This is a genomic window from Kribbella sp. CWNU-51 (assembly GCF_054073265.1).
This window is the reverse complement of the sequence record NZ_JBSXMZ010000059.1, coordinates 64,584-87,694: the sequence shown is the minus strand read 5'-3', so window position 1 is coordinate 87,694 and position 23,111 is coordinate 64,584. Positions and strand designations below refer to the sequence as shown.

Genomic DNA, 23,111 nt, shown 5'->3' with positions numbered 1-23,111 from the left:
GGCGGGGTCACGCCGGGCCGGGTAATTTTCGCGGCACCGCGGAGCTTTTCGCGGGACCGCCACCCGCGGTGACCGCCACGACGACGGAGTAGACATGGCCCTGACAGGACGAGACAAGACGCGGTTGGGGGGACGACGGGCCGTTGGCCTGCTCGCCGCCGGGACGGTCGCGGTGCTCGCCATGGCCACGGGGGGAACCGTGACCCAGGCGGCGCCGGCGAAACCCAAGCCGACGCACACCCAGATCCAACTGCTCGCCATCAACGACTTCCACGGCAACCTGGAGCCGGCGACGGGCTCGAGCGGCAACATCAACGGCATCCCGGCGGGCGGCGCGGCGTACCTCGCGACCCACCTGAAGGACCTGCGCGCTGCCGCTGAGGCCAAGGGGCAGGACTCCGTCACGGTCGCCGCCGGTGACCTGATCGGCGCCTCGCCGCTGCTGTCGGCCGCGTTCCACGACGAGCCGACGATCGAGGCGCTGAACGGAATGGGCCTCGAGGCGGCCTCGGTCGGCAACCACGAGTTCGACGAGGGCTGGCACGAGCTGCTCCGGATGCAGACCGGCGGCTGCCTGCCGGACGGCGACGGGCAGAACAACCAGAACTCCTGCCCGGACGCGAAGCACCCGTTCAAGGGCGCCAAGTTCAAGTACCTGTCCGCGAACGTGTTCTTCGAGAACACGCAGCAGACGCTGTTCGCGCCGTACACGATCAAGACCTTCGATGACGGTCAGAAGGTCGCGTTCATCGGCATGACGCTGGAGAACACGCCGAACATCGTCACCAAGTCCGGTGTCGAGGGGCTGACCTTCAAGGACGAGGTCGAGACGGCGAACGCGCTGGTCCCGATCCTGAAGAAGAAGGGTGTGAAGTCGATCGTCGTGCTGCTGCACGAGGGCGGCTTCCCGGCCGACCCGAAGGCGTACAACAGCTGCCCGGGCATCTCGGGTCCGGTGGTCGACATCAACGCGGGACTGGACCCTGAGATCGACGCGATCATCTCCGGCCACACCCACCAGGCGTACAACTGCTCCCTGCTGGACAGCGCCAAGCAGCCGCGGCTCGTCACCAGTGCCTCGTCGTTCGGCCGGCTCGTGACCGAGGTCCGGCTGAGCATCAACAACGCGACCGGTGACGTCGACCGGGTGAACACGCTGGCCAACAACCAGATCGTCACCCAGGACGTGGTGCAGGACCGCAAGACGGCCGAGCTGCTCGCGAAGTACAAGACGCTGGTCGACCCGATCGCGAACAAGGTGATCGGCCACATCACCACGCCGTCGGTGGTGCGGACGAACGACGACTCGCTCGAGTCGCCACTGGGCAACTTGATCGCGGACGCTCAGCTCGCCGATCCGTCGGTCGTGACGGGCGGGAAGACGCCGGTGGTCGCGTTCATGAACCCGGGCGGCATCCGTGCCGACCTGGCGTCGACCAACGGCCAGGTCACCTTCGGGCAGGCGTTCACCGTGCAGCCGTTCAACAACTTCCTGGTGTCGATGGACATGACCGGGACGCAGATCAAGGCGTTGCTGGAGCAGCAGTTCTCCGGGGTGAACGGTCCGGAGGCGCCGAAGTTCAAGGTGCTCCAGGTCGCGGGCATCACCTACACCTGGAACCCGGCCGCCGCGGCGGGCTCGAAGGTGGTCGCGGACTCGATCAAGATCGCCGGCCAGCCGCTGGTGGACGGAACGTCGTACCGCATCGTCACGAACAACTTCCTCTCCGACGGTGGCGACGGCTTCCCCGCCTTCACCACCGCGACGAACAAGTTCTTCGGCGGCCTCGACATCGACGCCTTCGCCAACTACCTGACCGCTCACGACCCCTACACCCCGGTCGCCACGGATCGCATTTCCATCGGCTCCTGACAACCAGCCGGTACGCCGCATCAGTCGGTACGCCGTGACCCGGCCGGTACGCCGTTGTGCGCGGCGTACCGGCCTCGAGCGGGGGCGGCTGCGTCAGGCGGCTCAGTTGGTCCGCGAGTCCCGTTGCAGGTGGGGCTTCTGAGGCTCCTGGGGTTTGTGAGTCGCGTTGTCCGGTGGGCGCAGGTTGTGGCTTTTACGTTCGTGTGAGGTTGCTGCTACCTTGCGTATTCGGTTCTTTTCGGAAGGTGACCGATGTCGCACGTTGCTCCGACTTCGCATCGCCGTGCGGCCCGGGCGTCGCATCGCGGGCATCGCAGTGAGGATGGGCCGATCCAGGTCACTACCTGGCTCGGGTTGACGTTCGCGTTCGTGGTGGGACTGGTGCTGACCGGGCGGGCGCATGTGGGGGTTCACGCGGCGGGCATCACGTTGCTGGTGATGCTGGTTCCGCTGACGGTAGCTGTGTTCGTGACCGCGTTCCGGCGGGGGTTCGGGTCGGGGAAGGCGGCGCTGACGACCGCTGTAGCACTCGCCTTCGTGCTGCTGAAGTTCTTCCTCTGATTCAGCCGTCGAGCAGGGGTCAGCCGCTGGCTATGAGGTCGGGTTAGCCGCCGGCGAAGGGTGGGAGGGCGTCTACTTGGGCGCCGGCGGAGAGGGCGGTGGTGGGGTCTGCGCGTTCGCCGTTGAGGAGGAAGGTGCAGATCGAGAGGACGCGGGCCAACTCGGGGCGGTCGGCCGAGACGGTGGTGACGAGGTCGCGGATCGAGGTGGCTTCGGCGGTCGCGGTGGACCGGCCGGCGGCGGAGCGCGCGGCGGCGAAGTACCTGATGGTCACTTCCGGCATGTGGTCGCAGGCCTCACTAATCGGTTAAGTCTTCCGCTATTATGTCAGCTTGCTGTTGCTTCCAGTGTGTCTCGGGCCCCCGGCAATGACGCCGCAGGGGCTTGACACCGCCCTTGGACCGGGTCGCTCACGAAGGATCCGATGATCAGCGCAAGGAGACAGCGTGAGCACGTTGCTTCTGCTGACGAACGCGTTGCAGGCCTCCACAGAGGTCCTGCCGTCGCTCGCCCTGCTGCCGCACCAGATCCGGATCCTACCCGCCGAGGTCGCCGCCCTGGTCGATGCTCCGGACGCGGACGCTGTCCTGCTCGACGCCCGGCGTGACCTGGTCGCCGTCCGCGGGGTGTCCCGCCTGATCCGTACGACGGGCATCGACGTACCGCTGATCCTGGTCGTCACCGAGGGCGGCCTGACCGCGGTGAACGCGGACTGGGGTGCGGACGACGTACTGCTCGACACGGCCGGTCCGGCGGAGATCGAGGCGCGGCTGCGCCTCGTCATCGGCCGGCTCGCCGCGGTGCGGAACGAGGAGCCCGACTCCACGCTGATCCGCAGCGGCGATGTCGTGATCGACGAGGCGTCGTACACGGCGAAGCTCAACGGGCGGGCGCTCGACCTGACGTACAAGGAGTTCGAGCTGTTCAAGTTCCTCGCGCAGCATCCGGGACGGGTATTCACCCGGGAGCAGTTGCTGCAGGAAGTCTGGGGCTACGACTACTTCGGCGGCACGCGCACGGTGGACGTTCACGTACGGCGGTTGCGCGCGAAGCTCGGCCCGGAGCACGAGTCGCTGATCGGCACCGTACGAAACGTCGGGTACCGCTTCGTCATCCCGCCGACCGCAACCCGCGAGACCGCGGACGCCAACGCCTGACCCCTCGCACTCGACCTGCGTGAGCAGGTTAGGGGCCTTCGGCAACTTCCAGATGGACGCGACGTCCTCGTCAGTCGTCCGGGCGGCCGCGGAGGCGTTTGGTCTGGCCTCGGCGCTTCTTGGCGTCGAGGCGGCGCCGGACCGAGGCCTTGCTCGGCTTGGTCGGCCGCCGCGGCCGGGGCGGTGGCGCGATCGCCTCCCGCAGCAGCACGGCCAGCCGCTCCCGGGCGGCCTCCCGGTTGCGCCACTGCGACTTGTACTCCGACGCCGCGATGGTCACCACGCCCCCGACCAGCCGCGACTGCAGCCGCTCGAGCGCCCGGGTCTTCAGTACGTCGCTCAACGCCGTCGTACCGGCCACGTCGAAGCTCAGCTCGACCCGGCTGTCCGTGGTGTTGACGGACTGCCCACCCGGCCCGCCGGACCGCGAGAACCGCCACTCCAGCTCGGCCTCGGGAATCACTACCCCGCCTCGGACCGTCAACCCGTTCTCCACGGACCCCATTGTCCAGTCCGAGGAGTGAAACGCGCGGTTGAATCGTAAACACACCCACGTACTGTGGATTGCTGTGAGCTTGGGTATCTGGGTGCTGGTCGGCGCGGTAGGCGCCGGTGTGCTGCTCAGTGCGCTCAAAACGTGGGTTGACGGACGATTCCGGGGGAAGGTCGAGGACGTGGAGCGGGTGTCGGCGGCCGAGGTCGGTGGCGAGCTCGGCGAGCGGGCCACCTTGCTGCAGTTCTCGTCGGCGTTCTGTGCGCCGTGCCGGGTGACGCGGCGGACGCTGGCTGAGGTCGAGGGCATGGTCGAGGGAGTGCGGCACGTCGAGCTCGACGCGGAGTCGCATCTGGAGCTGGTCCGGCGGCTCGACATCCTGCGGACCCCGACGACGCTGGTGCTCGACAGCACCGGTGCCGTGGTCAAGCGGGCCAGTGGTGCGCCGCGCAAGCCTGACGTGATCGCCGCGCTGGCCACCGCGATCGAGCGCCAGCCCAACTGAGTCCGTCCGCTGGCTGCAACTGATTGACGGATTACTGCAACTAAATGGCGGATGCCCTCGGACTTAGGCGATGCTATGGCAGTGAGCTTCCCAGCCGGTTGGTACGACGACCCCCAGGACCCGACCCAGCAGCGCTACTGGGACGGCGAGGCCTGGACGGACCAGCGCCGTGCCCAGGAGGGCCCGCCGCCGTTCCAGGGCCAGTTCGGCCAGCCCACGGCCACCGGCCAACCGCAGTACGGCCAGCCCGCCCAGCACGGTCAGGTGTACGGCGGCGGCCAGCAAGCGCCGGCGCAGTACGGCCAGTACGGCGCGCAGCCGCAACAGACCGGTCAAGCGCCGTACGGGCAACCGCAACACGGGCAGCCCCAACACGGCCAGCCGCAGTACGGGCAGGGCTTTCAGCAGCAGGGCTACGGCTACCCCGGACAGCGGGTAGCCACGACACCGGACGGGCAGCCGCTGTCGGGCTGGTGGCGCCGGGTGTTCGCCCTCATCATCGACTCGATCATCGTCGGCATCATCGGCCTGCCGCTGACCGGCTACTTCTACTACCAGTACTCCCAGGTGATCTGGAAGTACTTCGAGGACACGCTGGATGCAGCGGAGGCCGGCACCCCGACGACCAGCACCGCGCTGCCGCCCGAGGCGTACAAGTGGATGATCCCGGCAGTGCTGCTCGGGCTCCTGGTGTCGTTCGTCTACGAGTACCTGTTCCTGACCAAGAAGGGCGCCACGCCCGGCAAGAAGGCGCTCGGAATCGGCGTCCGGCTCCGGGACGTGCCGGGCAATCCGCCCGGGTCGGCGGTGGCGAAGCGGTACGGCTTCATCATCGGACTCAGCCTGCTGGCCACAGTCCCGCTGGTCGGGACGCTGTTCAGCTTTATTGCTCTGATCAACTACCTCTGGCCGCTCTGGGACGACAAGAAGCAGGCGCTGCACGACAAGGTCGCCCACACGAACGTGGTCCGGACCTGATTGTCCGCAATCTGATCAATTGTCTCACTCAGTGGGACCACGGCTGGCGAGTCCGCCCGGTTTCCGTACTCTCGGATGCGTGGCGTACACGACATGGCTGACCAAGCGCAGGGCAGTGGACAACTGCCGGATGCGCTCGTCACTGTGTCGTCGCCGCTGACCAGGCGGCGTCCCGAGCGCTGCGAGACCGGTCGCTGAGCACGGTTTCGCGTACGTCGCCTCCCGCAGACCCGGGCGGGTCCGGCTCGAATCTTCTCTCCTCCGGGAGTCGTCATGTCCGATCAGACGGCGAAACAAAGCCTCCAGGTTGATCCGAGGGGACTCCGGTTCGCGGCCGGTGTAACCACGGTCGTCCTGGCGTTGACGCTCGTACTGAACAGCCCCTGGCCGCTCGCGGTGCAAGCCGTGGTGTTCGCGATCTCGGTCGCGTTCGGCGTCCAGGCGTCGCCGTACGGGCTGTTGTTCAAGCGGCTGATCCGCCCCCGGCTGGGTCCCCCCAAGGAGCTGGAGGACGCGGCCCCGCCGCGGTTCGCCCAGCTGGTCGGCCTCGTCTTCGCGGTCGCCGGTCTGATCGGGTACCTGACCGGCGCGACCGTGCTGGGCGTGGTCGCCACCGGATTCGCCCTGGTGGCGGCGTTCGTGAACGCCGCCGTCGGGCTCTGCCTCGGCTGCGAGGCCTATCTGCTGATCCACCGCATTCGTACGCCAACCCGTGACACCAGCACCGCTACCAACTGAGAGGCAGCACACATGAGCAGGGAATCCGCGCTCGTCTCGGCCGACTGGGTCGAGGAGCACAAGACCGACGCCGGGGTCGTCCTGATCGAGGTCGACGAAGACGTCTCGGCGTACGACGCCGGCCACATCGCCGGCGCGATCAAGCTGGACTGGAAGGACGACCTGCAGGACCCGGTCCGGCGGGACTTCGTCAACAAGCAGCAGTTCGAGGCGCTGCTGTCCGACCGCGGGGTGAAGACCGACGACACGGTCGTGCTGTACGGCGGCAACAACAACTGGTTCGCGGCGTACGCGTACTGGTACTTCAAGCTGTACGGGCACGGCGACGTCCGGCTGCTCGACGGCGGCCGCAAGCGCTGGGAGCTGGACAGTCGCGAGCTGACCGACGAGGTCGTCAAGCGCGAGGCCACCGAGTACACCGCGCAGGAGCCGGACCTGGCCATCCGCGCCTTCCGCGACGAGGTGGGCGACGCGATCGGCGTGAAGAACCTGGTCGACGTTCGCAGCCCCGACGAGTACGCCGGCCGGCTGCTCGCCCCGGCCCACCTCCCGCAGGAGCAGGCGCAGCGCGCGGGTCACATCCCGACCGCGGCGAACATCCCGTGGAGCAAGGCGGCCAACGACGACGGCACGTTCCGCTCCGACGACGAGCTGAAGACGCTGTACGCCGACGCCGGCGTGGATTTCGGTAAGGACACCATCGCGTACTGCCGGATCGGCGAGCGTTCGGCGCACACCTGGTTCGTGCTGCACGAGATCCTCGGCCAGCCGAACGTGAAGAACTACGACGGTTCCTGGACCGAGTGGGGTTCGCTGGTCGGCGTACCCGTGGCACTCGGCGACGAGCCCGGGGAGGCCTGACATGTGCGGAGCCAAGAAGGGCGGCCTCGACCTCAAGGGCGTCGACGTCGACAAGGAAGCAGTGATCCAGGGCCAGGTGCTGCGCGGCGAGGAGCCGGTCGGCGGCGCGTACGTGCGGTTGCTCGACGCAACGGGTGAGTTCACCGCCGAGGTGCCGACGTCGGCGACCGGGCACTTCCGGTTCTTCGCGGCGCCGGGCAGCTGGACGCTGCGCACGCTGGCGCCGAAGGCCGACCCGGTCGACCGCCAGGTGGTCGCGCAGTACGGCGAGGTCGCGGAAGTGGCCGTCACCGTCTGACCTGTCGTTCGTTACTGATGGTGCCACCACCACCCGAAGGTGGCCCACCCTGAAGGTAGCCCCGAAGGGCCCGGACCTTGCGCGTCCGGGCCCTTCGGCATGTCCGGAAACGCCTGCGGGACTGGGGTTTGCGGTCATCGCTTCGGAGTTACGGGCCGGCGGCCGAATCTTGCGGAACGAGCACGAATGTAACGGTTTGGTCTCGGAGCGCATTCTGCTCGTCACCTACCGCAATCGGCTGAGTTGTGTCTGTGTCCTGACCCGCACTTCGGGTCACGTCATCACTCAGGGAGGAGGGGTCAATGCGACCCCGCATCGGATACAAGAAGCTCGCTGCCGTCGGTGTTGCGGCGGTTGTCGGCGTGGCTTCTACGATCGCGCTGACTTCGGGTTCTGCGTCCGCCTCGCCGGTTTTCGGATACAGCGGCTACTCGTACGGGACCGACGTTGAATCCGGGCTGGCGAACAGCGGCCCGCAGGTCGTCAGCAAGTTCGGTTGCACCACGGACCCGACCAAGGCCGACAAGAACGACATCGCCACGGCGAACGTGAACAACCAGGCGATCGCGCGCACGGTGCGCACCGACACGCACGCGTTCAACGACAAGAGCGGCACCGGCGTGACCAGCAACGCCACCGCGGTCGACATCAAGGTCGGCAACCTGCTGACGCTGACGGGTGTGAAGACCACCACCACGGCGCGGTACTACAAGGGCAAGCTGTCCTACACGGGCAACACCACGTTCGCCGGTGTGAAGATCGGCGCCGTCTCGGTGCCGTCGCTGCTCGCGCCGAAGTGGAACACCAAGGTCGCCGTACCGGGCCTCGGCTACATCGTGCTGAACCGTGTCGGTGGCGTGAAGACCAGCTCCGGCATCTACTCGTACGCGCAGGCCGTCGTGATCCACGCGAACGTGAAGAACCAGTTCGTTCCGGAGGGCGTCGACGTCGCGGTGCTGAAGACCCGCGCGGAGATCTCGAAGCCGGCCACCGCGCTGGTGATCGGTGACGCGTACGGCACCAAGGCCAACGCCGACAAGCTGGTCGTGTCCGGTCCGACGTCGCTTCAGACCACCTGCCAGGGGACTGAGGGCAAGACGGTCAAGGTCGCGGTCGGCGAGGTGAACATCCCGAAGGTCGCCTACGTCGGTGGGGTCTACACCACCAAGAACGGCGCCATCGGCGAGAACAAGTCCTACATCAACTTCACCTCGCACGTCGCGGGTGTGAAGGTGGGCAACCTGTCCATCGGCGCCATCGAGTCCTCCGCCTCCGCGTGGAAGACCAAGGACGGCAAGGGTGGCGTGAGCTCGTCCTCGAGCATCGCCTCGATCAAGGTCGGCAACAAGACCTACCCGGTCAAGACCGGTGTGAACCAGACCCTGGACATCCCGGGTGTCGCCCGGCTGACCTTCAACCAGGTCCTGAAGCAGTACCGCTACATCTCGGTGAACGCTCTGGTGATCGACGTCTACAGCCTGAACACCAAGGTCATCGTCGGCCACTCGGCCGCCGGCGTCGTCAGCTGATCCAGCTCGACGCGCCCCTCTGAGTCGAACCTCACCGACCCAGAACCAAACACCGGCCCCCGGATCCGATGGATCCGGGGGCCGGTTTGTTGTGGTCAGGCGTCGAGGATGAGGGTTACTGGGCCGTCGTTGGTCAGGGAGACGTCCATGTGGGCTCCGAAGCGGCCTCGTTCCACTTTGGCGCCGAGGGATTCGAGGGCGGTGCAGAAGGAGTTGTAGAGGGGTTCGGAGACGGGACCGGGAGCGGCGGCGTTCCAGGACGGGCGGCGGCCTTTGCGGGTGTCGGCGTACAGGGTGAACTGGCTGATCGCGAGGATCGGGGCCTGTTCGTCGGCGGCGGAGCGTTCGTCGTGGAGGATGCGGAGGGTCCAGATCTTCGCGGCCAGGGCGGCGGCCTTCTCGGGGGTGTCGTCGTGGGTGACGCCGAGGAGGACCAGCAGGCCGGGGCCGTCGATCGCGCCGACCACCTCGCCCTCGACGGTGACCGATGCCTGGCTGACTCGCTGTACGACGGCTCTCATGGAGAACATCCTGCCGTGCCGGAGATCGTCCGGTGATCGAACCCGTTCACCGGCAAATATCTCGTTGCGGGCGGACATCTGGCAGGATTCGTCCATGGCGTCGACTCTGATCACAGTTGCTCCCACCGGTGCGGAGACCGCGAAGGCGGACTGCCCGGCGCTGCCGACCACGCTCGACGAGCTGGTCGAGACCGCGAAGCGGTGCGAGGCCGCGGGGGCGGCGATGATCCACATCCACATCCGCGACGGCGAGCACAAGCCGACACTGGACCTCGGCCGGCTGACCGACACGGTCGCCGCGATCCGGGCGAACACGGCGCTGATCGTGCAGCTGTCCACGGGCGGCGCGGTCACCGATCCGTACGACCACCGGCTCCGCGTGCTCGACGCCGTACCCGACTCGTGTTCGCTGACGATGGGCACAGTCAACTTCGGCGACGACGTGTTCATGAACCCGTGGCCGTTCGTCACCGAGCTCTACCAGCTGACGCAGGAGCGCGAGGTGGTGCCGGAGTTCGAGCTGTTCGACCTCGGGCATGTGGCCGCGCTGCACCGGTTGCTGGACAAGTTCGGCCTGCCGTACGGCGGACGCGTGCACTGCGACCTGGTGATGGGCGTCCCGGGCGGCATGCCTGGTACGGCCGACGCCCTGGTGGCAGCCGTCAACGCGCTCCCCGCCGCGGTGACCTCGTGGTCGGCAACGGGCATCGGGCGTACGGCGCTCCCGGTCGCGCTGGCCGCGTTGTCGAAGGGCGGGAACCTGCGCGTCGGCATGGAGGACACGCTCACGCTGGCGAAGGGTCAGCCGGTGAACCACAACGCCGAGCTGGTCGAGCGGGCCGCCGCACTCGCGACGCTGGCTCAGCGCCCGCCGATGTCGCCGGACGAGGCCCGCGACCTGCTGAACGTGAAGCGGGACCGCTGAACCACGAAGACCACCGCACCGGCCGCCACAATCGTTGCCTCAAGCAATAGCCAGTCGCGGAGGTAGTCCCGCGGGAGCACGGTCGGGTTGACGCCTTTGCCCTGTCACACGAGCAGCGGGATCGCGATCAGCGTAGTGAGACCGACGTACAACAAGGTGGTCCGTACGGCGCCGACGGCCCGATGCCGATCCGGCCCGGTGGACCACCGAGTGACGAGCCAGCCGACGGTCAGCGTCAGCGGCATCGGCGGGGCCGGGAGCTTCTTGTTTCCACTACAACCCAGTTCGAGACGTGCGTACGTTGTCCATCGCTTGCTGCTCGCGAACGACGTACCTGAGGACGGGAGGTAGTGACACAAGACTGGTCGGCGGCGGGCGGTGGGTCCCCGGGGAAGGTCGACTACCTCCCGTCCTTCGGTACGCGAGGGGCGAGGGATCCGTTGTCCACAGGTGTGCGTCATCCGGGAGGTGGTGGCACCGGCGGAGGCTTAGGCTGGGCGGACTGAGGAGAGGAGTGTGGCGGGGTGAAGACGCAGCAGCGGTCGTCGAGCGATGACGAGCGTGCCATGGCGGATCTGGCCGAGGTCTCCGACTGGAGATCGATCTGGGGACCGCAGGGCACCGGCGTGGATGCCATCCGCGCGCTGGTCTCCCGCGTCACCGCCGCCACCGGCTGGCGTCCGTGGGCCCCAGGCAACATCGACCCAGACCGCTACACCTGGGGGCTGGTCACCCCGCGCGAGACCGTGATGCTCGTGCTGCCGGACGCCGTACTGCCGGAGAGCCCGCGCAGTGGCTGGTCGGCGTACGAGATCGGACCGGCCGAGTTGCCTGACGCCGAGGAAGGGCTGGATGCGCACTGGCCCGCTCAGCTCCAGTTGGCTCGCCAGCACTGGGGCGCACCGGTCTTCGTCGGGCCGGGATCGGATGCGCGCATTCCGCCGGAGTGGCGGGGCCGCCGACGTCACCTGGCCGTCTGGCTGAAGCCGGGCGCCGAGTTCCACCTGTACGCGACCCAACCCGGGCCCGAGGACACCGCGGCCGGCTTTGCCTACTCCGTCTATGCAAGTGAGGTGGCGTGATGGCGATTCACGATGACCCGGCGCACGAGGTCGTGCAGTCGGTGGTCGCCGAGATCCAGCGTCTGTACACGCGGCTGCGTCAGCTCTACAACTCCCTCCAGCGGATGGGGGCGAACAGGGAGCGGCGGGCCGCGATGGAGCAGCTCCTGAACCGGCAGAGGTTCGACCAGGATTTCGACGAGCAGGTGCGGGGGATGGACCCCGCCGAACGGACGGCCATGCTGGAGCAGCAGGTCGAGGAGCAACGCCGGCTCCGCGACCAGCTCCAGCAGCAGGTCGACGCGGCCGAAGTGGATCTGCGGGAGGCGCAGCAGGAGCAGGACACCGAGCAGCGGCTCACCGACCCCAACGACAATGGAATCCCGGAGGTCCGGGAGTTCGACGGCGACGTCGACCACGACGGCCGGCTCGACCGCGCAGAGGCCGAGGTGGACGACGCCGGTGAACGGGCACAGCAGGCGGAGACGGATGACGCCCGCCGGGATCAGCAGCGCGAGGATGCCGAGGCCGAGACGCGGCGGGAAGAGCGGGCGAGGGCGGACCAGCGCGAGGCTGCTGATCCCGGCGTCGACGCCGGTGTGGTGGAGGGCGCTGCCGCTGGTGCGGCGCTGGGCGCGGCCGAAGAAGCCGAGCGGCTGGAAGAGCGCGCCGAGGATGCTCAGGGGCAGGGTGCGCCGGAGGTTGATCAAGACGCGCCGGAGGTTGAGCAGGGGCCGGAGCTTGGTGATGACGGTGTGGTTCGGGCGGCTGGTGAGGAGCCTGGGCGGGGTTTGGATGAGGGAGCGCCCGAGGTTGATCAGGATGGGCCGGAGGTTGAGCGGGGGCCGGAGCTTGGTGACGATGGTGTGATCCGGGCGGCTGGTGAAGAGTCACCGGAGCGGCAGGATCGGGATCTGGATTCGCCAGAGGGCGAGCAGGCGCCGGAGATCGGTGACGATGGTGTGATTCGGGCGGCTGGGGAGCAGGGACCTGAGCAAAGGCAGCAGCAAGGTCTGCAGGCTGAGCAGGGGCAGGAGCAAGGTCTACGGGCTGAGCAGGAGCAAGGCGATGCCGGGGCGCAGCCGGCGTTGCCTACGGCCCAGGATCGGGCGGATGCCAACCGTGCGGCGCAGCAGAACGGTGCGAATGCCGAGCAGGTTGGCCAGGATGCCCAGCCGGCCGTGGACCAGAGCGCGCAGTTCGGACAGAACGGCCAGGACGGGCAGCAGGAGGGGCAGAACGGGCAGCAGGTCAGGCAGGATGCTGCGAACCGAGACCGGTCGGTGAACCAGGTGCTGGCCCAGACCCGGGCTCAGAACCAGCAGGCCGGTCAGCGGCAGGGCACGGGCCAGAGCACGATGTCCCAGGACGAGATGGCCAAGAGCCACTCGGTGTACACCGACGGAAACCCGCCCGCGGCGGGTGCCGCCAGTCCGCCCGACCCGGCTCAGCTGGCAGGCAATGGTCGCGGTGGACGGACTCCTGGCGAGCTGCACAAGCAGAGCGCCGGCCGCACCGGCCCGAGCAACGACGGCCCCGCTCTGGGCGGCTGATCACTGACTGCGCCTGCGGGCAACGACCCCGCCCTGGTTACCCAAGACACGACGACCCGGGCGGGCAGGGCTGTCAGTACACGATGGCCTGGGCGTTGTCGGTAAGGATCTCTTCGGTGAAGGCGGGGGCGCCGGCGACGCGTGTACCGGGCAACAGCTCGGTCTCCGTGAGGTCGCGGCGTTTGGCGCATTGGGTGCAGACCGTGAGGCGTCCACCCTCGAGCACCGCCGCCAGCAGATCGGCCAATGGCGCCGCGTGGGGCAGATCGAAGGACTCGGCCCGGCCGGGGACGGCGAACCAGACGGCTTCGCCGGTGAGCCAGAGGGAGACGTCGGCGCCGGCGGCGATCGCGGTGGCGGCGACGGTGAAGGCTTGGTTGGCGCGCTCGGGTTCCTCGGCGCCTGCGGTCAGCTTGATCACCAGCGTGCGGGACATCACGCCACGGTAGCCGAAGCCTCGGCAGGCGCATCCCCTAGACTGGCCAACGTGCTGCACGTCATCTTCACCACGCTGCTGATCCTGGTCTGTGTGTTCATGGCCTGGTTCTCGGCGTTCGTCGTCTATCGGCTGTACCGCGGCCGCAACGCGAGCTGAGTGACAGATGGCGTTCGAGATCCCGCAGGACCTGCACCCCGACCTGGTGCCGCTGGCCTGGCTGCTGGGCCGCTGGGAAGGTCGCGGGCACGGCGACTACCCGACGATCGAGAAGTTCGAGTTCGGCCAGCAGATCGACTTCAGCCACAACGGCAAGCCCTACCTGCACTACGTCAGCCAGACCTACGTGGTCGGGGAGGACGGCACCAAGGAGCGCCCACTGGCCGTCGAGACCGGCTTCTGGCGTCCGAAGCCGGACAACAAGGTCGAGGTCATCCTCGCCCACCCGACCGGCATCGCGGAGATCTGGTACGGCGAGATCGACGGCGCCAAGATCGAGCTGCGAACCGACGTCGTCGCCCGCACCGTGACCGCCAAGGAGGTCACCGCCGGCCACCGCCTGTACGGCCTGGTCAACGGCGAGCTGCTCTGGGCCTACGACATGGCCGCCGAGGGCCAGGCCCTCCAGCCCCACCTCTGGGCAACCCTCGTCCGCACCTGATCCGTTAGCTCTCCGCGACCCAGGAGTACTCGACTTTGGGGCGGCCGCTGCGGCCGTCGTAGCGTTGAGTGCGTAGCGCCTGGCCCTGATCGGCGAGGTGCTCCAGATACCGGCGGGCCGTGATTCTGGACGTGCCCAGCGACGCCACGACCTCCTCCGCGGTCCAGCCCTCGCGGTTCCCGAGCAGCTGGACGACGCGGTCGAGCACGGCTCCGGCCAGCCCCTTCGGCACCGACGAGACGGTTGCCGGATGCAACAACCGGTCCACCTCGTCCTGATCCGCGACCACTTCACCCAGCGAGGCTGCCCGCCGTTGCCGCGCGTACGCCGTCAACCGGTCCCGTAACGTCTCGAAGGCAAAGGGTTTCAGGACGTACTGCACCACGCCGATCCGCGCGGCCTCCTGCACCGCCGCCACCTCCCGCGCCGACGTCACCGCGACCACATCGGTTTGGTTGCCCAAGGCCCGCATCCGGCGGACCACCTCCAGCCCGTGCCCGTCCGGTAGGTGCATGTCCAGCAGCACCAGATCCACGTCACCACGGGCGAGCACCTGCAGCGCGCGAGCCGCCGTACCCGCGACACCGAGACACGTGAAGCCTGGCAGGCGTTCGACGTACGTGCGATGCGCCTCGGCGGCGACCGGGTCGTCCTCGACGACCAGCACCCGCAGCTCAGGCACTGGCGCTCACCGCCCGCGGCAGCCGGACCCGGACGGTCAGCGCCGGTACGTCATCGAGCTCGGAATCCGGGTCGACCATCAGCGTGCCCTGCCACCGCTCGACCGTGCTCCGCACCAGCACGAGACCGAGGCCGTGCCCCGGTTCGGCCTTCGTCGACCAGCCGCGCTCGAACATGTGCGCCAGCTCCGCCGCGCCCAACTCGGCACCGGTGTTCGTGACGATCAGGTCGATCGCGTCCGGCGTCGTACCGGCGCGCAGCTCGACCCGGCGCGGAGCCGGTCCGCCGCGCGCGGCCTCGATCGCGTTGTCGAGCAGGTTGCCTACGACGGTCACGACGTCCTGGGCCGGGAGCCGCGTGTTCAAAGCCTCGGAACCAAGCTCCAGCGTCAGTACGACGCCACGCTCCTGAGCCTGCGACAGCTTCGCGAGCAGCAGGGACGCCAGCACCGGATCGCCGACCGTCCCGACCACCCGGTCCGTCATCGCCTGGGCGAACTGCAATTCGGACACCGCGAACTCACGAGCACGTTCCGGCTTGCCGATCTCGATCAGGCTGACGACCGTGTGCAAACGGTTCGACGCCTCGTGGTTCTGCGCCTCCAGCGACTCGGCCAGGCTGCGTACGGCGTCCAGTTCGCCGAGCAACCGTTGCAGTTGGGTGTGGTCCCGCAGTGTCACGATCCGTCCGGACGAGGCCGGCTGCTGGTTCACCACCACGACCCCGTGCGCCCCGAGATGCAGTTCGTCGTACGCCGTTCTCCCGCCCTGGAGCAACTCCGCGAGAGTCGACCCGAGGTGCAGCTCGTCGATCGGTGTGCCCGGGGTCACCTCGTGCAGGCCGAGGAGTTGCAGCGCCTCATCGTTGGCGAGCTGGACGCGACCGTCCGCGTCCAAAAGGATCAGGCCCTCCCGGGCGGCGTGCAGGACGCCTTCGTAGAAGTCGAGCATCCGGGCCAGTGACTGGGTGCCCATGCCACGCGTGGCCCGCCGTACCCGCCAGGAGACGAGAGCGTTGCCGGCGATCGCGACGCCGAGCATCAGACTGGCGATGCCGAGCATCGAGCGGACATCGAGCCGGATCAGCTCCCACCAGCCCGGCGTGGCGATGCCCGCAGCCGCCGCGTCCCGCGCGGCCTGGGCCCGGGACCGGCTGATCAGCGTGATCCAGGCCATCGCGATCAGGACGGTGACCGTGACCGTCTGCAGCCAGAGCACCTGGCGGCGCAATTCCCACGGCCGGTGTTTCACAACGGACAGTGTGCACTGAGAACGATATGAACGAAATGAGCAGTTCGCCTGTGCGTCACGTCACAGTTACTCCAGACCAGCCCGCCCGGCCGATCCAGGGAGTCCCCACATGTCGAGCCCGACCGAACCCCGACCGACGCCGGTCCGCAACGACCGGACCCATTTCCTCTACATCGCCGTCATCGTCGCCGTCCTGCTCGGCATCGGTGTCGGATTCCTGTTCCCGGACTTCGCGGTCGAGCTGAAACCGCTCGGCACCGGGTTCGTGAACCTGATCAAGATGCTGATCAGCCCGATCATCTTCTGCACGCTGGTACTCGGTATCGGCTCGGTCCGCCAGGCCGCCAGTGTCGGCAAGGTCGGCGGTCTCGCGCTCGTCTACTTCCTGGTGATGTCGACGGTCGCACTCGCCATCGGCCTGGTGGTCGGCAACCTCGTCCAGCCCGGCTCCGGTCTGAACCTGACCGACAAGCTCCGCGAGACCGGCCAGAAGCAGGCCGCCGGGGCGCATGAGGGTACGACGGACTTCCTCCTCGGCATCATCCCGAAGTCGATGCTGTCCGCGCTGACCGAGGGCGAAGTGCTGCAGACCGTTTTCGTCGCGCTGCTGATCGGCTTCGCGCTGCAGGCGATGGGCTCGAAGGGCCAGCCGATCCTCGGCGCCATCGGGCACATCCAGCGGCTGGTGTTAAGGTGCTGTCGATGATCATGTGGGCCGCCCCGATCGGCGCGTTCGGCGCGATCGCGGCCGTCGTCGGCGCCACCGGCCTGGACGCGCTGGTCAGCCTCGGCAAGATCATGCTCGCGTTCTACGTCACCTGCCTGCTCTTCGTGATTGTCGTCCTCGGCACCCTGCTCCGCGCGGTGACCGGGATCTCGATCTTCCAGTTGCTGCGCTATCTGGGTCGCGAGTTCCTGCTGATCGTGTCGACGTCGTCGTCGGAGACCGCCCTGCCCCGGCTGATCGGCAAGATGGAACACCTCGGTGTGGACAAGTCCGTGGTCGGTATCACCGTTCCGACCGGCTACTCGTTCAACCTGGACGGTACGGCGATCTATCTGACGATGGCGTCGCTGTTCATCGCCGAGGCGATGAACGAGCCGTTCTCCATCGGTCAGCAGATCTCCCTGCTGCTGTTCATGATCGTGGCCTCGAAGGGCGCCGCCGGAGTCACCGGCGCCGGCCTGGCCACGCTGGCCGGCGGTCTGCAGTCGCACCGCCCGGACCTGGTCGACGGCGTCGGCCTGATCGTCGGCATCGACCGGTTCATGTCCGAGGCCCGGGCGCTGACGAACTTCGCCGGCAACGCGGTCGCCACCGTCCTGGTCGGGCACTGGGTCGGGGAGTTCGACAAGGCGCAGGCCCGGCAGGTCTTCGCCGGTGAGGACCCGTTCGACGAGGCCGCGTTCGCCGCCGGCGACACCCACGCCGGCGACGTCCCCGAAGTCACCGCTTCCGAAAGCCCAGCCCGCTAGCCACCTTCCCCCTCCCATGCACTGCCCGCCGGCTCGCAGACCGGCGGGCAGTGCTGCGTCTCCACTTCAGGGGTCAACCCCTCAAGTGGAGGGTTGCCCCCACGGAATTTGATGGGGCAACCCTTCAACTCGGGCGTTAACCCCTGAAATGAAGCGGTTGTGCGACTGAAGTGGAACGGTTGTGTGACCGGGGTGGCGGATGCGTCATCGGCCGGTCAGCATCTCGACGACAGGCGCGAGGTCCTCGAGGTACGTCGAGTTGACGCTGATGTACGTCGTACCGAACTCGTCCCGCCGTCGTTGCAGCTCGTCGGCCATCTGTTGCGGCGTACCGCGGAGCATCATCAGCGAGTCGCTGGCCTCCAGCTCCTCGGGTTCGACGCCGGCCGCCCGCTTCGTCCACGGCGGCAGCTCGCGCGTCCCGGCCGCGAACAGGTTCATCGCCAGCTCGATCTCGTCCGCGCGCGATCCGGCCAGCTCACGCAGGTCCCGGACCAGCTGAGTGATCTCGGCCCGTGGCGTCATCGCGTCCTTCGCCAGCGAGACGATGTCGGCCCGGGACGCGGCCAGTGCGAGCGCCCGTGGTCCGCCGGCCGCGAGCATGATCGGCGTACGGCGGTCGCCGTCGAGCCGCACCAGGTGGTCGAGGGTCTCGCGGACCTGGTCACGTCGCTCCTTGGCCGAGCCGAAGCGCAGACCGATCTCCTCCACCTGCTGCTCGACCGCCGGCCGCCCGGTCCCGATGCCGAACTCGAACCGCCCGTCGGTCAGGACGGTCAGCGTGTGCGCCTCCCACGCGGCTGCCCGCGGCGTCCGGAGCGGTGCCGCCGCCACGAATGTGCCGACTCGGATGTCCGCGACCGCGGCGGCCATCGCCAGCGAAGGAAACGGCGACGGCAGTTGGAGCCCGTCGGGCATCAGTACGGTCGAATATCCCAGGTCCGCCGCTCGGCGGACGGTCTTGATCCACTCGTCGCCGGTCGTCGGGCTGCCCACCACACCGAACCGGAATCGCCGGTCGCTCATCGCCATGCTCCCTTCGGATTCTGATACCTCAAGGGTGGCCGCGACCCGAGGTTGTCCACATCCCACCCCGGGAGGCGATCGCCGTACGCCGCTCGACGTACTCTGGTGACATGTCACGAAACCGCAGCCCACTGCTGGACCGGCCCGGCGCAGTCGAGGGCAACGGACTCGACGCCGGCGTCGCCGCCCACTACGGGTCGGATCTGCGCGAGCAGCGGGCCCTGGTCGCCGGCCAGGCGTTCGTCGACCTGTCGCACCGCGACGTGGTCACGATCACCGGCCCGGACCGGCTGACCTGGCTGCACGCGCTGACCACGCAGTACTTCGAGGGCCTCAAGCCCGGTACGTCGACGACCGCGCTGCTGCTGTCGCCGACCGGCCACATCGAGCACGTGATGTACGGCGTCGACGACGGCGAGACGTTCTGGCTGCACACCGAGCCGGGCGCGGCCGCGGCGATGGTCGACTGGCTGCAGAAGATGGTGTTCATGTCCCGGGTGGAGATCGCGGACGTGACCGACGACTATGCGATCGTCTGGCGGCCTGGACCGGCCGCGGCCAACGAGCATCTGACCCGCAGTGGTGCGGATTCGCTCGGCGGCCACGAGGTGTTCCTGCCGCGGGCGGAGCTGGCTGGACTCGAGGGGCCGGCGGCCGGGATCTGGGCGTACGAGGCGCTCCGGATCGAGGCCGGCAACCCGCGGTTCGGCCTCGACACCGACGAGCGCGCGATCCCGAACGAGGTGGGCTGGCTCGGAGTCGGCGTACACCTGAACAAGGGCTGCTATCGCGGTCAGGAGACGGTCGCCCGGGTGCACAACCTCGGCCGTCCGCCGCGGCGGCTGGTGCGGCTGCATCTGGACGGTTCGGTCGACCACCTGCCGGCGCACGGGTACGCCGTACGCGCGGGGGAGAAGCAGGTCGGGTTCGTGGGGTCGGCGGCCCGGCATCACGAGCTGGGCCCGATCGCACTGGCGATGGTGAAGCGGAACGTGGACCCGGACGCCGTACTGGAGGTCGTGGCCGAGGATCAGCCGACCGTGACCGCGACGCAGGAGATCCTGGTCGACCCCGAGGCAGGGCTGCACGTGCGCGCCCGGCTGTGAGCCGGATCATTCGCAACACCGCGTTTTGCACCTGTACAGTTCAGCCGTGACCGAACCTGTGATCCTGGCCGACGTCGTCCGCAGCGACTTCGTCGAGGGCCATCATCGTGGCTCCGTCGTGGTGACGAACCCCGACGGCAGTGTGGCCTGGTCGGCCGGCATCGTCGACCAGCCGATGTTCCCCCGCTCGTCGAACAAGCCGATGCAGGCGCTCGGCATGCTTCGTAACGGCCTGGACCTGGACGGCGAGCTGCTCGCGCTCGCGGGCGCGTCGCACTCCGGCGAGCAGTTCCACCTGGACGGCGTACGCCGGATCCTGGCGAAGGCCGGTCTGGACGAGTCGGCGTTGCGGACGCCGGTGCAGTATCCGCTGGACGACGCGGCCCGGGACGCCTGGGTACGCGCGGGCCACGGCCCCGAGCCGATCACGATGAACTGCTCGGGCAAGCACGCCGCGATGATCCTGACCTGTCACGTCAACGACTGGCCGCTGGACGACTACCGCTCGCCGGATCACCCACTGCAGAAGGAGATCCGGACCGCGATCGAGGACTCCGCGGGCGAGAAGGCCTCGTACATCGCCGTCGACGGCTGTGGTGCGCCGATCTTCGCCCTCACGCTGTCCGGCCTGGCCCGCTCCTTCGGCCTGTTCGCCGCCGCGGCCCCGGAGACCCTGGAGGCACGCGTCGTCAAAGCCTTCCGCGCACACCCCGAGTACGCCAGCGGGAGTACGCGCGACGAGGCCGAGCTGATGCGCGCCGTCGACGGCCTGTTCTGCAAGGCCGGCGCCGAAGGCGTGTACGCCGTCGGCCTCGCGGACGGCCGTGGCATCGCCCTGAAACTCGAGGACGGCCAGGCCCGCGCTCGCAAGGTCGTCATGGCCGCGACCCTGCAACGCCTCGGCATCACCAACGACACCATCGAGCGCCACCTCCACTTCCCCCTCCTCGGCGGCGGCGTCCAGGTCGGCGCCGTCCAGCCCCACCCTTCGGCTTTCAGCTAGTTCACGGCCCGCGTGAGCGGGCTCACGGTGGGCCTGCTTGCAATTGCAAGCAGGTTGCTAGCACAATGGACGCATGGCCAAGTTGAGTGATCGTGCGGCTGGGGCGGTGGGCTCCCTCGGGGAGTACCTCGCCGAGCAGCGGCGGCATGCGCAGTTGTCGTTGCGGCAGCTGTCGGACCTGGCCGGTGTGTCGAACCCGTATCTGAGCCAGATCGAGCGCGGCCTGCGGAAACCGTCGGCCGATGTGCTGCAGCAGCTCGCGAAGGCGTTGCGGATCTCCGCGGAGACCCTGTACGTACGGGCCGGCATCCTCGATCCGGACGACAGCTCGGACAGCCGGCGGGCCGCGGGCGTGGTCGACGCCGTCCTGCTCGACCCCGCGCTGAACGAGCGGCAGAAGCGTGTCCTGCTGGACGTCTACGCGTCCTTCGTCCGTGAGAACACGTCCCCTGACGAGACCGACGAGCCGGCTCCTGCCAGACCGGCTGCGAAGACCACGGCCAAGAAGACCCCTGCAAGCAAGCGCACCACCAAGTAACTGTTTCCTGCTGAAAATCCGAGGAGAAGCCTGATGGCTACCCGTACGCCTGTCACCCCGTTCTACGCGATCGCCGGCGCCGGCGACCTCGCGGTGGAGAAGTTCCGCGCGGTCAGCGAGGACGTCACCGCCCGGTTCGCCAAGCTGGACCAGAAGACCCTGCAGACCGAGCTGACCAAGGCTCAGACCGAGTTCGCCAAGCGCTTCGAGACCCTCGTCGCCGACGCGCGGACCGCCCCGGCCAAGCTGCGTGAGCTGCCGGCCGTCGCGCAGCACGGTTTCACCACCGTGCTCGGCCAGGCCGAGGAGACCTACGAGGACCTGGCCGGCCGCGGCAAGGACCTGGTGGAGCGGATCCGCACCCAGAAGGCCACCGAGGACTTCGTCACCCAGGCCAAGACCACGGTGAGCAAGGCCAAGGCGACCCGGACCACCGCCAAGAAGACCGCGGACAGCGCGACCCGCAACGTCAAGGCGACCGCGACCAGCGCCCGCAAGACCGCGAAGACCGCGTCCAAGGCCGCCGCCGACGGCGCCGCCAAGCTTGGCGACTGACGGTAACGATCAGCCCACCTGTGGGTGAATCCTCCGGCCGGGTGGCCCCGATCTGCGACCGAGCAGAGGTGGGCCACCCGGTCTTTCGGTTAGGCTCGTAGGCATGCTCCCACTCGCTACGTTCCCGAACCTCTTTCCCGGGTTCGCAGGTCCGCTCGAGATCATCTGGTGGGTGCTGCTCGGCCTCAAGCTGGTCGCCCTGATCGACGCCGGCTTCCGGCCACGGGCGGTGTTCGTCGCTGCGGACAAGCTCACCAAGCCCGGGTGGATGCTGATCCTGATCGTGTTCACGCTCAGTCAGATCTTCCAGGGCTGGCTCAGCTTCTTCGGCCTGATCGGCATCGTCGCGTCCGCCGTCTACCTGGTCGACGCCCGCCCGGCCCTGCGTGCCGCCGCCGGCCGCGGCCGAGGCGGCTGGGGCATCCGCCGCCGCCGGGGCCCACGCCCACTCTGACCCACCCCGCCGTACGGCGACGCCGTACTACGACCGGTAGACGATCACCTTGTCGCCAACCTTGATCTCGCTGAACAGGACCTTGATCTTGCCCAGGTCACGGACGTTCACGCAGCCGTGCGAGGCGCCGTTGTAGCCGCGGGCCGCGAAGTCGGACGAGTAGTGCACCGCCTGGCCGCCGCTGAAGAACATCGCGAACGGCATCGCCGAGTCGTACAGCTTGGAGACGTGGTTCCGGCTCTTCCAGCCGACCGTGAAGCTGCCCTCGCGGGTTGCCGTCTTCACCGCCCCGAACCGCACGTCCAGCTGCATCTTCACGACACCGTCGACGACGTACCGCAGCTTGCGGGTGGACTTGTCGATGCACATCACCGCGCCGGTCGCGCAGCGCGGGTCGAGCTTCTTGCCGCTCACCACCGGCGCCGGCGGGAAGAGCTCGGTCTGCGTCGGCTCGTGGGTGACCGCGGCCAGCTTGGTCAACGTGTTCTGGTCGATGTATCCGAGCTGGGGAATGCCCTTGGACTGCTGGAACTTCTTCACCGCGGACCGGGTCATCGTCCCGAACTCGTCGTCCTGATAGCGCTTCTCCAGCAGCTTGAGCTGCACCAGCCGCGCCTCGACCTTGCGCACGTTGGTCCCGGTGGAGCCGTTCTTCCACAGCGCCTTCGGGTAGATCGGCAGCTCACCGCTGACCTCGAACGGCACCGTCTTGAGGTCGTTCGGGCTCGCCGTCGCACTCGTTCCGGAACTGAGGAGGGCAGCAAAGATGGCGCCCGTGACCAGTCCGGTCAGTACGTTGCGAATGATCAGCCCACGCATCGGACACCCCTCTGATCGACCCGTCCCTACACTTGTGGGACGTCCTCACCGGT

27 protein-coding genes and 1 pseudogene are annotated in these 23,111 nt (G+C 68.3%); 19 read left to right on the top strand and 9 right to left on the bottom strand.

Going from position 1 to position 23,111, the window contains the following annotated elements:
* The first annotated feature begins 94 nt into the window (after window positions 1–94).
* Window positions 95–1,873: a bifunctional metallophosphatase/5'-nucleotidase gene (locus ACXC9Q_RS40170; protein WP_457062123.1), complete on the top strand. Its 1,779-nt coding sequence runs from the start codon at window positions 95–97 to the stop codon at window positions 1,871–1,873.
* A gap of 252 nt (window positions 1,874–2,125) precedes the next feature.
* Window positions 2,126–2,434, top strand: a complete 309-nt coding sequence (locus ACXC9Q_RS40165) for a hypothetical protein (protein WP_328524217.1) — start codon at window positions 2,126–2,128, stop codon at window positions 2,432–2,434.
* A gap of 43 nt (window positions 2,435–2,477) precedes the next feature.
* Here ACXC9Q_RS40165 and ACXC9Q_RS40160 read toward each other — a convergent pair whose 3' ends face one another.
* Window positions 2,478–2,717, bottom strand: coding sequence for a MoaD/ThiS family protein (locus ACXC9Q_RS40160; RefSeq protein WP_328524216.1), 240 nt, complete (start codon window positions 2,715–2,717; stop codon window positions 2,478–2,480).
* A 163-nt stretch (window positions 2,718–2,880) separates the two neighbouring features.
* Here ACXC9Q_RS40160 and ACXC9Q_RS40155 point away from each other — a divergent pair, with 163 nt between their 5' ends.
* The gene (locus ACXC9Q_RS40155) at window positions 2,881–3,591 is read left to right on the top strand and encodes a winged helix-turn-helix domain-containing protein (RefSeq protein WP_457062121.1); all 711 of its coding nucleotides are present in this window, start codon (window positions 2,881–2,883) and stop codon (window positions 3,589–3,591) included.
* Window positions 3,592–3,661: 70 nt separating this feature from the next.
* Here the strand turns inward: ACXC9Q_RS40155 and arfB are convergent, their stop codons facing one another.
* Complete coding sequence (arfB, locus tag ACXC9Q_RS40150) at window positions 3,662–4,096, bottom strand: alternative ribosome rescue aminoacyl-tRNA hydrolase ArfB (protein ID WP_457062119.1); 435 nt, start codon at window positions 4,094–4,096, stop codon at window positions 3,662–3,664.
* 64 nt (window positions 4,097–4,160) lie between these two features.
* Here arfB and ACXC9Q_RS40145 point away from each other — a divergent pair, with 64 nt between their 5' ends.
* The 6 genes from ACXC9Q_RS40145 (at window position 4,161) to ACXC9Q_RS40120 (ending at window position 8,993) form a co-directional block, all read left to right on the top strand.
* On the top strand, window positions 4,161–4,589 hold the full coding sequence (locus ACXC9Q_RS40145) for a TlpA family protein disulfide reductase (RefSeq protein ID WP_328524213.1): 429 nt from the start codon (window positions 4,161–4,163) through the stop codon (window positions 4,587–4,589).
* 81 nt (window positions 4,590–4,670) lie between these two features.
* Complete coding sequence (locus tag ACXC9Q_RS40140; protein ID WP_457062117.1) at window positions 4,671–5,567, top strand: RDD family protein; 897 nt, start codon at window positions 4,671–4,673, stop codon at window positions 5,565–5,567.
* Window positions 5,568–5,840: 273 nt separating this feature from the next.
* On the top strand, window positions 5,841–6,305 hold the full coding sequence (locus tag ACXC9Q_RS40135) for a DUF4395 domain-containing protein (protein ID WP_457062116.1): 465 nt from the start codon (window positions 5,841–5,843) through the stop codon (window positions 6,303–6,305).
* Between the two features lie 12 nt (window positions 6,306–6,317).
* On the top strand, window positions 6,318–7,166 hold the full coding sequence (locus ACXC9Q_RS40130) for a sulfurtransferase (protein WP_457062114.1): 849 nt from the start codon (window positions 6,318–6,320) through the stop codon (window positions 7,164–7,166).
* Between the two features lies 1 nt (window position 7,167).
* Complete coding sequence (locus tag ACXC9Q_RS40125) at window positions 7,168–7,464, top strand: DUF1416 domain-containing protein (protein ID WP_329484038.1); 297 nt, start codon at window positions 7,168–7,170, stop codon at window positions 7,462–7,464.
* Window positions 7,465–7,766: 302 nt separating this feature from the next.
* Entirely contained in the window at window positions 7,767–8,993 is a 1,227-nt protein-coding gene (locus tag ACXC9Q_RS40120; protein ID WP_457062112.1) for a choice-of-anchor P family protein, read from the top strand.
* Between the two features lie 95 nt (window positions 8,994–9,088).
* Here ACXC9Q_RS40120 and dtd read toward each other — a convergent pair whose 3' ends face one another.
* On the bottom strand, window positions 9,089–9,514 hold the full coding sequence (dtd, locus tag ACXC9Q_RS40115) for a D-aminoacyl-tRNA deacylase (protein WP_457062110.1): 426 nt from the start codon (window positions 9,512–9,514) through the stop codon (window positions 9,089–9,091).
* Between the two features lie 94 nt (window positions 9,515–9,608).
* On the opposite strand from dtd, the gene ACXC9Q_RS40110 reads away from it, so the two are divergent.
* Entirely contained in the window at window positions 9,609–10,439 is an 831-nt protein-coding gene (locus ACXC9Q_RS40110) for a BKACE family enzyme (protein WP_405071031.1), read from the top strand.
* A 104-nt stretch (window positions 10,440–10,543) separates the two neighbouring features.
* Here ACXC9Q_RS40110 and ACXC9Q_RS40105 read toward each other — a convergent pair whose 3' ends face one another.
* Window positions 10,544–10,684 (bottom strand): hypothetical protein, encoded by a 141-nt coding sequence (locus tag ACXC9Q_RS40105; RefSeq protein ID WP_457062108.1) that lies wholly within the window; start codon window positions 10,682–10,684, stop codon window positions 10,544–10,546.
* Window positions 10,685–10,963: 279 nt separating this feature from the next.
* Between ACXC9Q_RS40105 and ACXC9Q_RS40100 the strand changes: the two genes are divergently transcribed.
* Window positions 10,964–11,521 carry a hypothetical protein gene (locus ACXC9Q_RS40100; protein WP_329484044.1) on the top strand — a complete coding sequence of 186 codons (558 nt, stop codon included), beginning with the start codon at window positions 10,964–10,966 and terminating at the stop codon, window positions 11,519–11,521.
* Window positions 11,521–13,053, top strand: coding sequence for a hypothetical protein (locus ACXC9Q_RS40095; RefSeq protein ID WP_457062106.1), 1,533 nt, complete (start codon window positions 11,521–11,523; stop codon window positions 13,051–13,053). Before ACXC9Q_RS40100 ends, ACXC9Q_RS40095 begins: the two co-directional genes overlap by 1 nt.
* A 73-nt stretch (window positions 13,054–13,126) precedes the next feature.
* Here the strand turns inward: ACXC9Q_RS40095 and ACXC9Q_RS40090 are convergent, their stop codons facing one another.
* The gene (locus ACXC9Q_RS40090; protein WP_457062104.1) at window positions 13,127–13,489 is read right to left on the bottom strand and encodes a DsrE family protein; all 363 of its coding nucleotides are present in this window, start codon (window positions 13,487–13,489) and stop codon (window positions 13,127–13,129) included.
* A gap of 166 nt (window positions 13,490–13,655) precedes the next feature.
* Here ACXC9Q_RS40090 and ACXC9Q_RS40085 point away from each other — a divergent pair, with 166 nt between their 5' ends.
* A complete protein-coding gene (locus tag ACXC9Q_RS40085; protein ID WP_329484047.1) occupies window positions 13,656–14,150 on the top strand; it encodes an FABP family protein in 495 nt (164 codons plus the stop codon).
* Window positions 14,151–14,154: 4 nt separating this feature from the next.
* Here ACXC9Q_RS40085 and ACXC9Q_RS40080 read toward each other — a convergent pair whose 3' ends face one another.
* Window positions 14,155–14,832: a response regulator gene (locus tag ACXC9Q_RS40080; RefSeq protein ID WP_457062102.1), complete on the bottom strand. Its 678-nt coding sequence runs from the start codon at window positions 14,830–14,832 to the stop codon at window positions 14,155–14,157.
* Entirely contained in the window at window positions 14,825–16,081 is a 1,257-nt protein-coding gene (locus tag ACXC9Q_RS40075) for a sensor histidine kinase (RefSeq protein ID WP_457062101.1), read from the bottom strand. The genes ACXC9Q_RS40080 and ACXC9Q_RS40075 overlap by 8 nt, the downstream gene beginning before the upstream one ends.
* A gap of 109 nt (window positions 16,082–16,190) precedes the next feature.
* Between ACXC9Q_RS40075 and ACXC9Q_RS40070 the strand changes: the two are divergent.
* A pseudogene (locus ACXC9Q_RS40070) lies at window positions 16,191–17,557 on the top strand (cation:dicarboxylate symporter family transporter).
* A gap of 204 nt (window positions 17,558–17,761) precedes the next feature.
* Here the strand turns inward: ACXC9Q_RS40070 and ACXC9Q_RS40065 are convergent.
* On the bottom strand, window positions 17,762–18,583 hold the full coding sequence (locus ACXC9Q_RS40065) for an LLM class flavin-dependent oxidoreductase (RefSeq protein ID WP_457062099.1): 822 nt from the start codon (window positions 18,581–18,583) through the stop codon (window positions 17,762–17,764).
* 110 nt (window positions 18,584–18,693) lie between these two features.
* On the opposite strand from ACXC9Q_RS40065, the gene ygfZ reads away from it, so the two are divergent.
* The 5 genes from ygfZ to ACXC9Q_RS40040 all read left to right on the top strand — a co-directional run bounded on the left by ygfZ (window position 18,694) and on the right by ACXC9Q_RS40040 (window position 22,239).
* Window positions 18,694–19,689 (top strand): CAF17-like 4Fe-4S cluster assembly/insertion protein YgfZ, encoded by a 996-nt coding sequence (ygfZ, locus tag ACXC9Q_RS40060; RefSeq protein ID WP_457062097.1) that lies wholly within the window; start codon window positions 18,694–18,696, stop codon window positions 19,687–19,689.
* 46 nt (window positions 19,690–19,735) lie between these two features.
* The gene (locus tag ACXC9Q_RS40055) at window positions 19,736–20,692 is read left to right on the top strand and encodes an asparaginase (protein ID WP_457062095.1); all 957 of its coding nucleotides are present in this window, start codon (window positions 19,736–19,738) and stop codon (window positions 20,690–20,692) included.
* Between the two features lie 73 nt (window positions 20,693–20,765).
* A complete protein-coding gene (locus tag ACXC9Q_RS40050) occupies window positions 20,766–21,230 on the top strand; it encodes a helix-turn-helix domain-containing protein (RefSeq protein ID WP_457062094.1) in 465 nt (154 codons plus the stop codon).
* Window positions 21,231–21,263: 33 nt separating this feature from the next.
* Window positions 21,264–21,785 carry a hypothetical protein gene (locus ACXC9Q_RS40045; protein ID WP_457062092.1) on the top strand — a complete coding sequence of 174 codons (522 nt, stop codon included), beginning with the start codon at window positions 21,264–21,266 and terminating at the stop codon, window positions 21,783–21,785.
* A gap of 103 nt (window positions 21,786–21,888) precedes the next feature.
* Window positions 21,889–22,239 (top strand): DUF2516 family protein, encoded by a 351-nt coding sequence (locus ACXC9Q_RS40040; protein WP_405071045.1) that lies wholly within the window; start codon window positions 21,889–21,891, stop codon window positions 22,237–22,239.
* 27 nt (window positions 22,240–22,266) lie between these two features.
* Here the strand turns inward: ACXC9Q_RS40040 and ACXC9Q_RS40035 are convergent, their stop codons facing one another.
* Window positions 22,267–23,058 (bottom strand): L,D-transpeptidase family protein, encoded by a 792-nt coding sequence (locus ACXC9Q_RS40035; protein WP_457062091.1) that lies wholly within the window; start codon window positions 23,056–23,058, stop codon window positions 22,267–22,269.
* Window positions 23,059–23,111 lie beyond the last annotated feature (53 nt).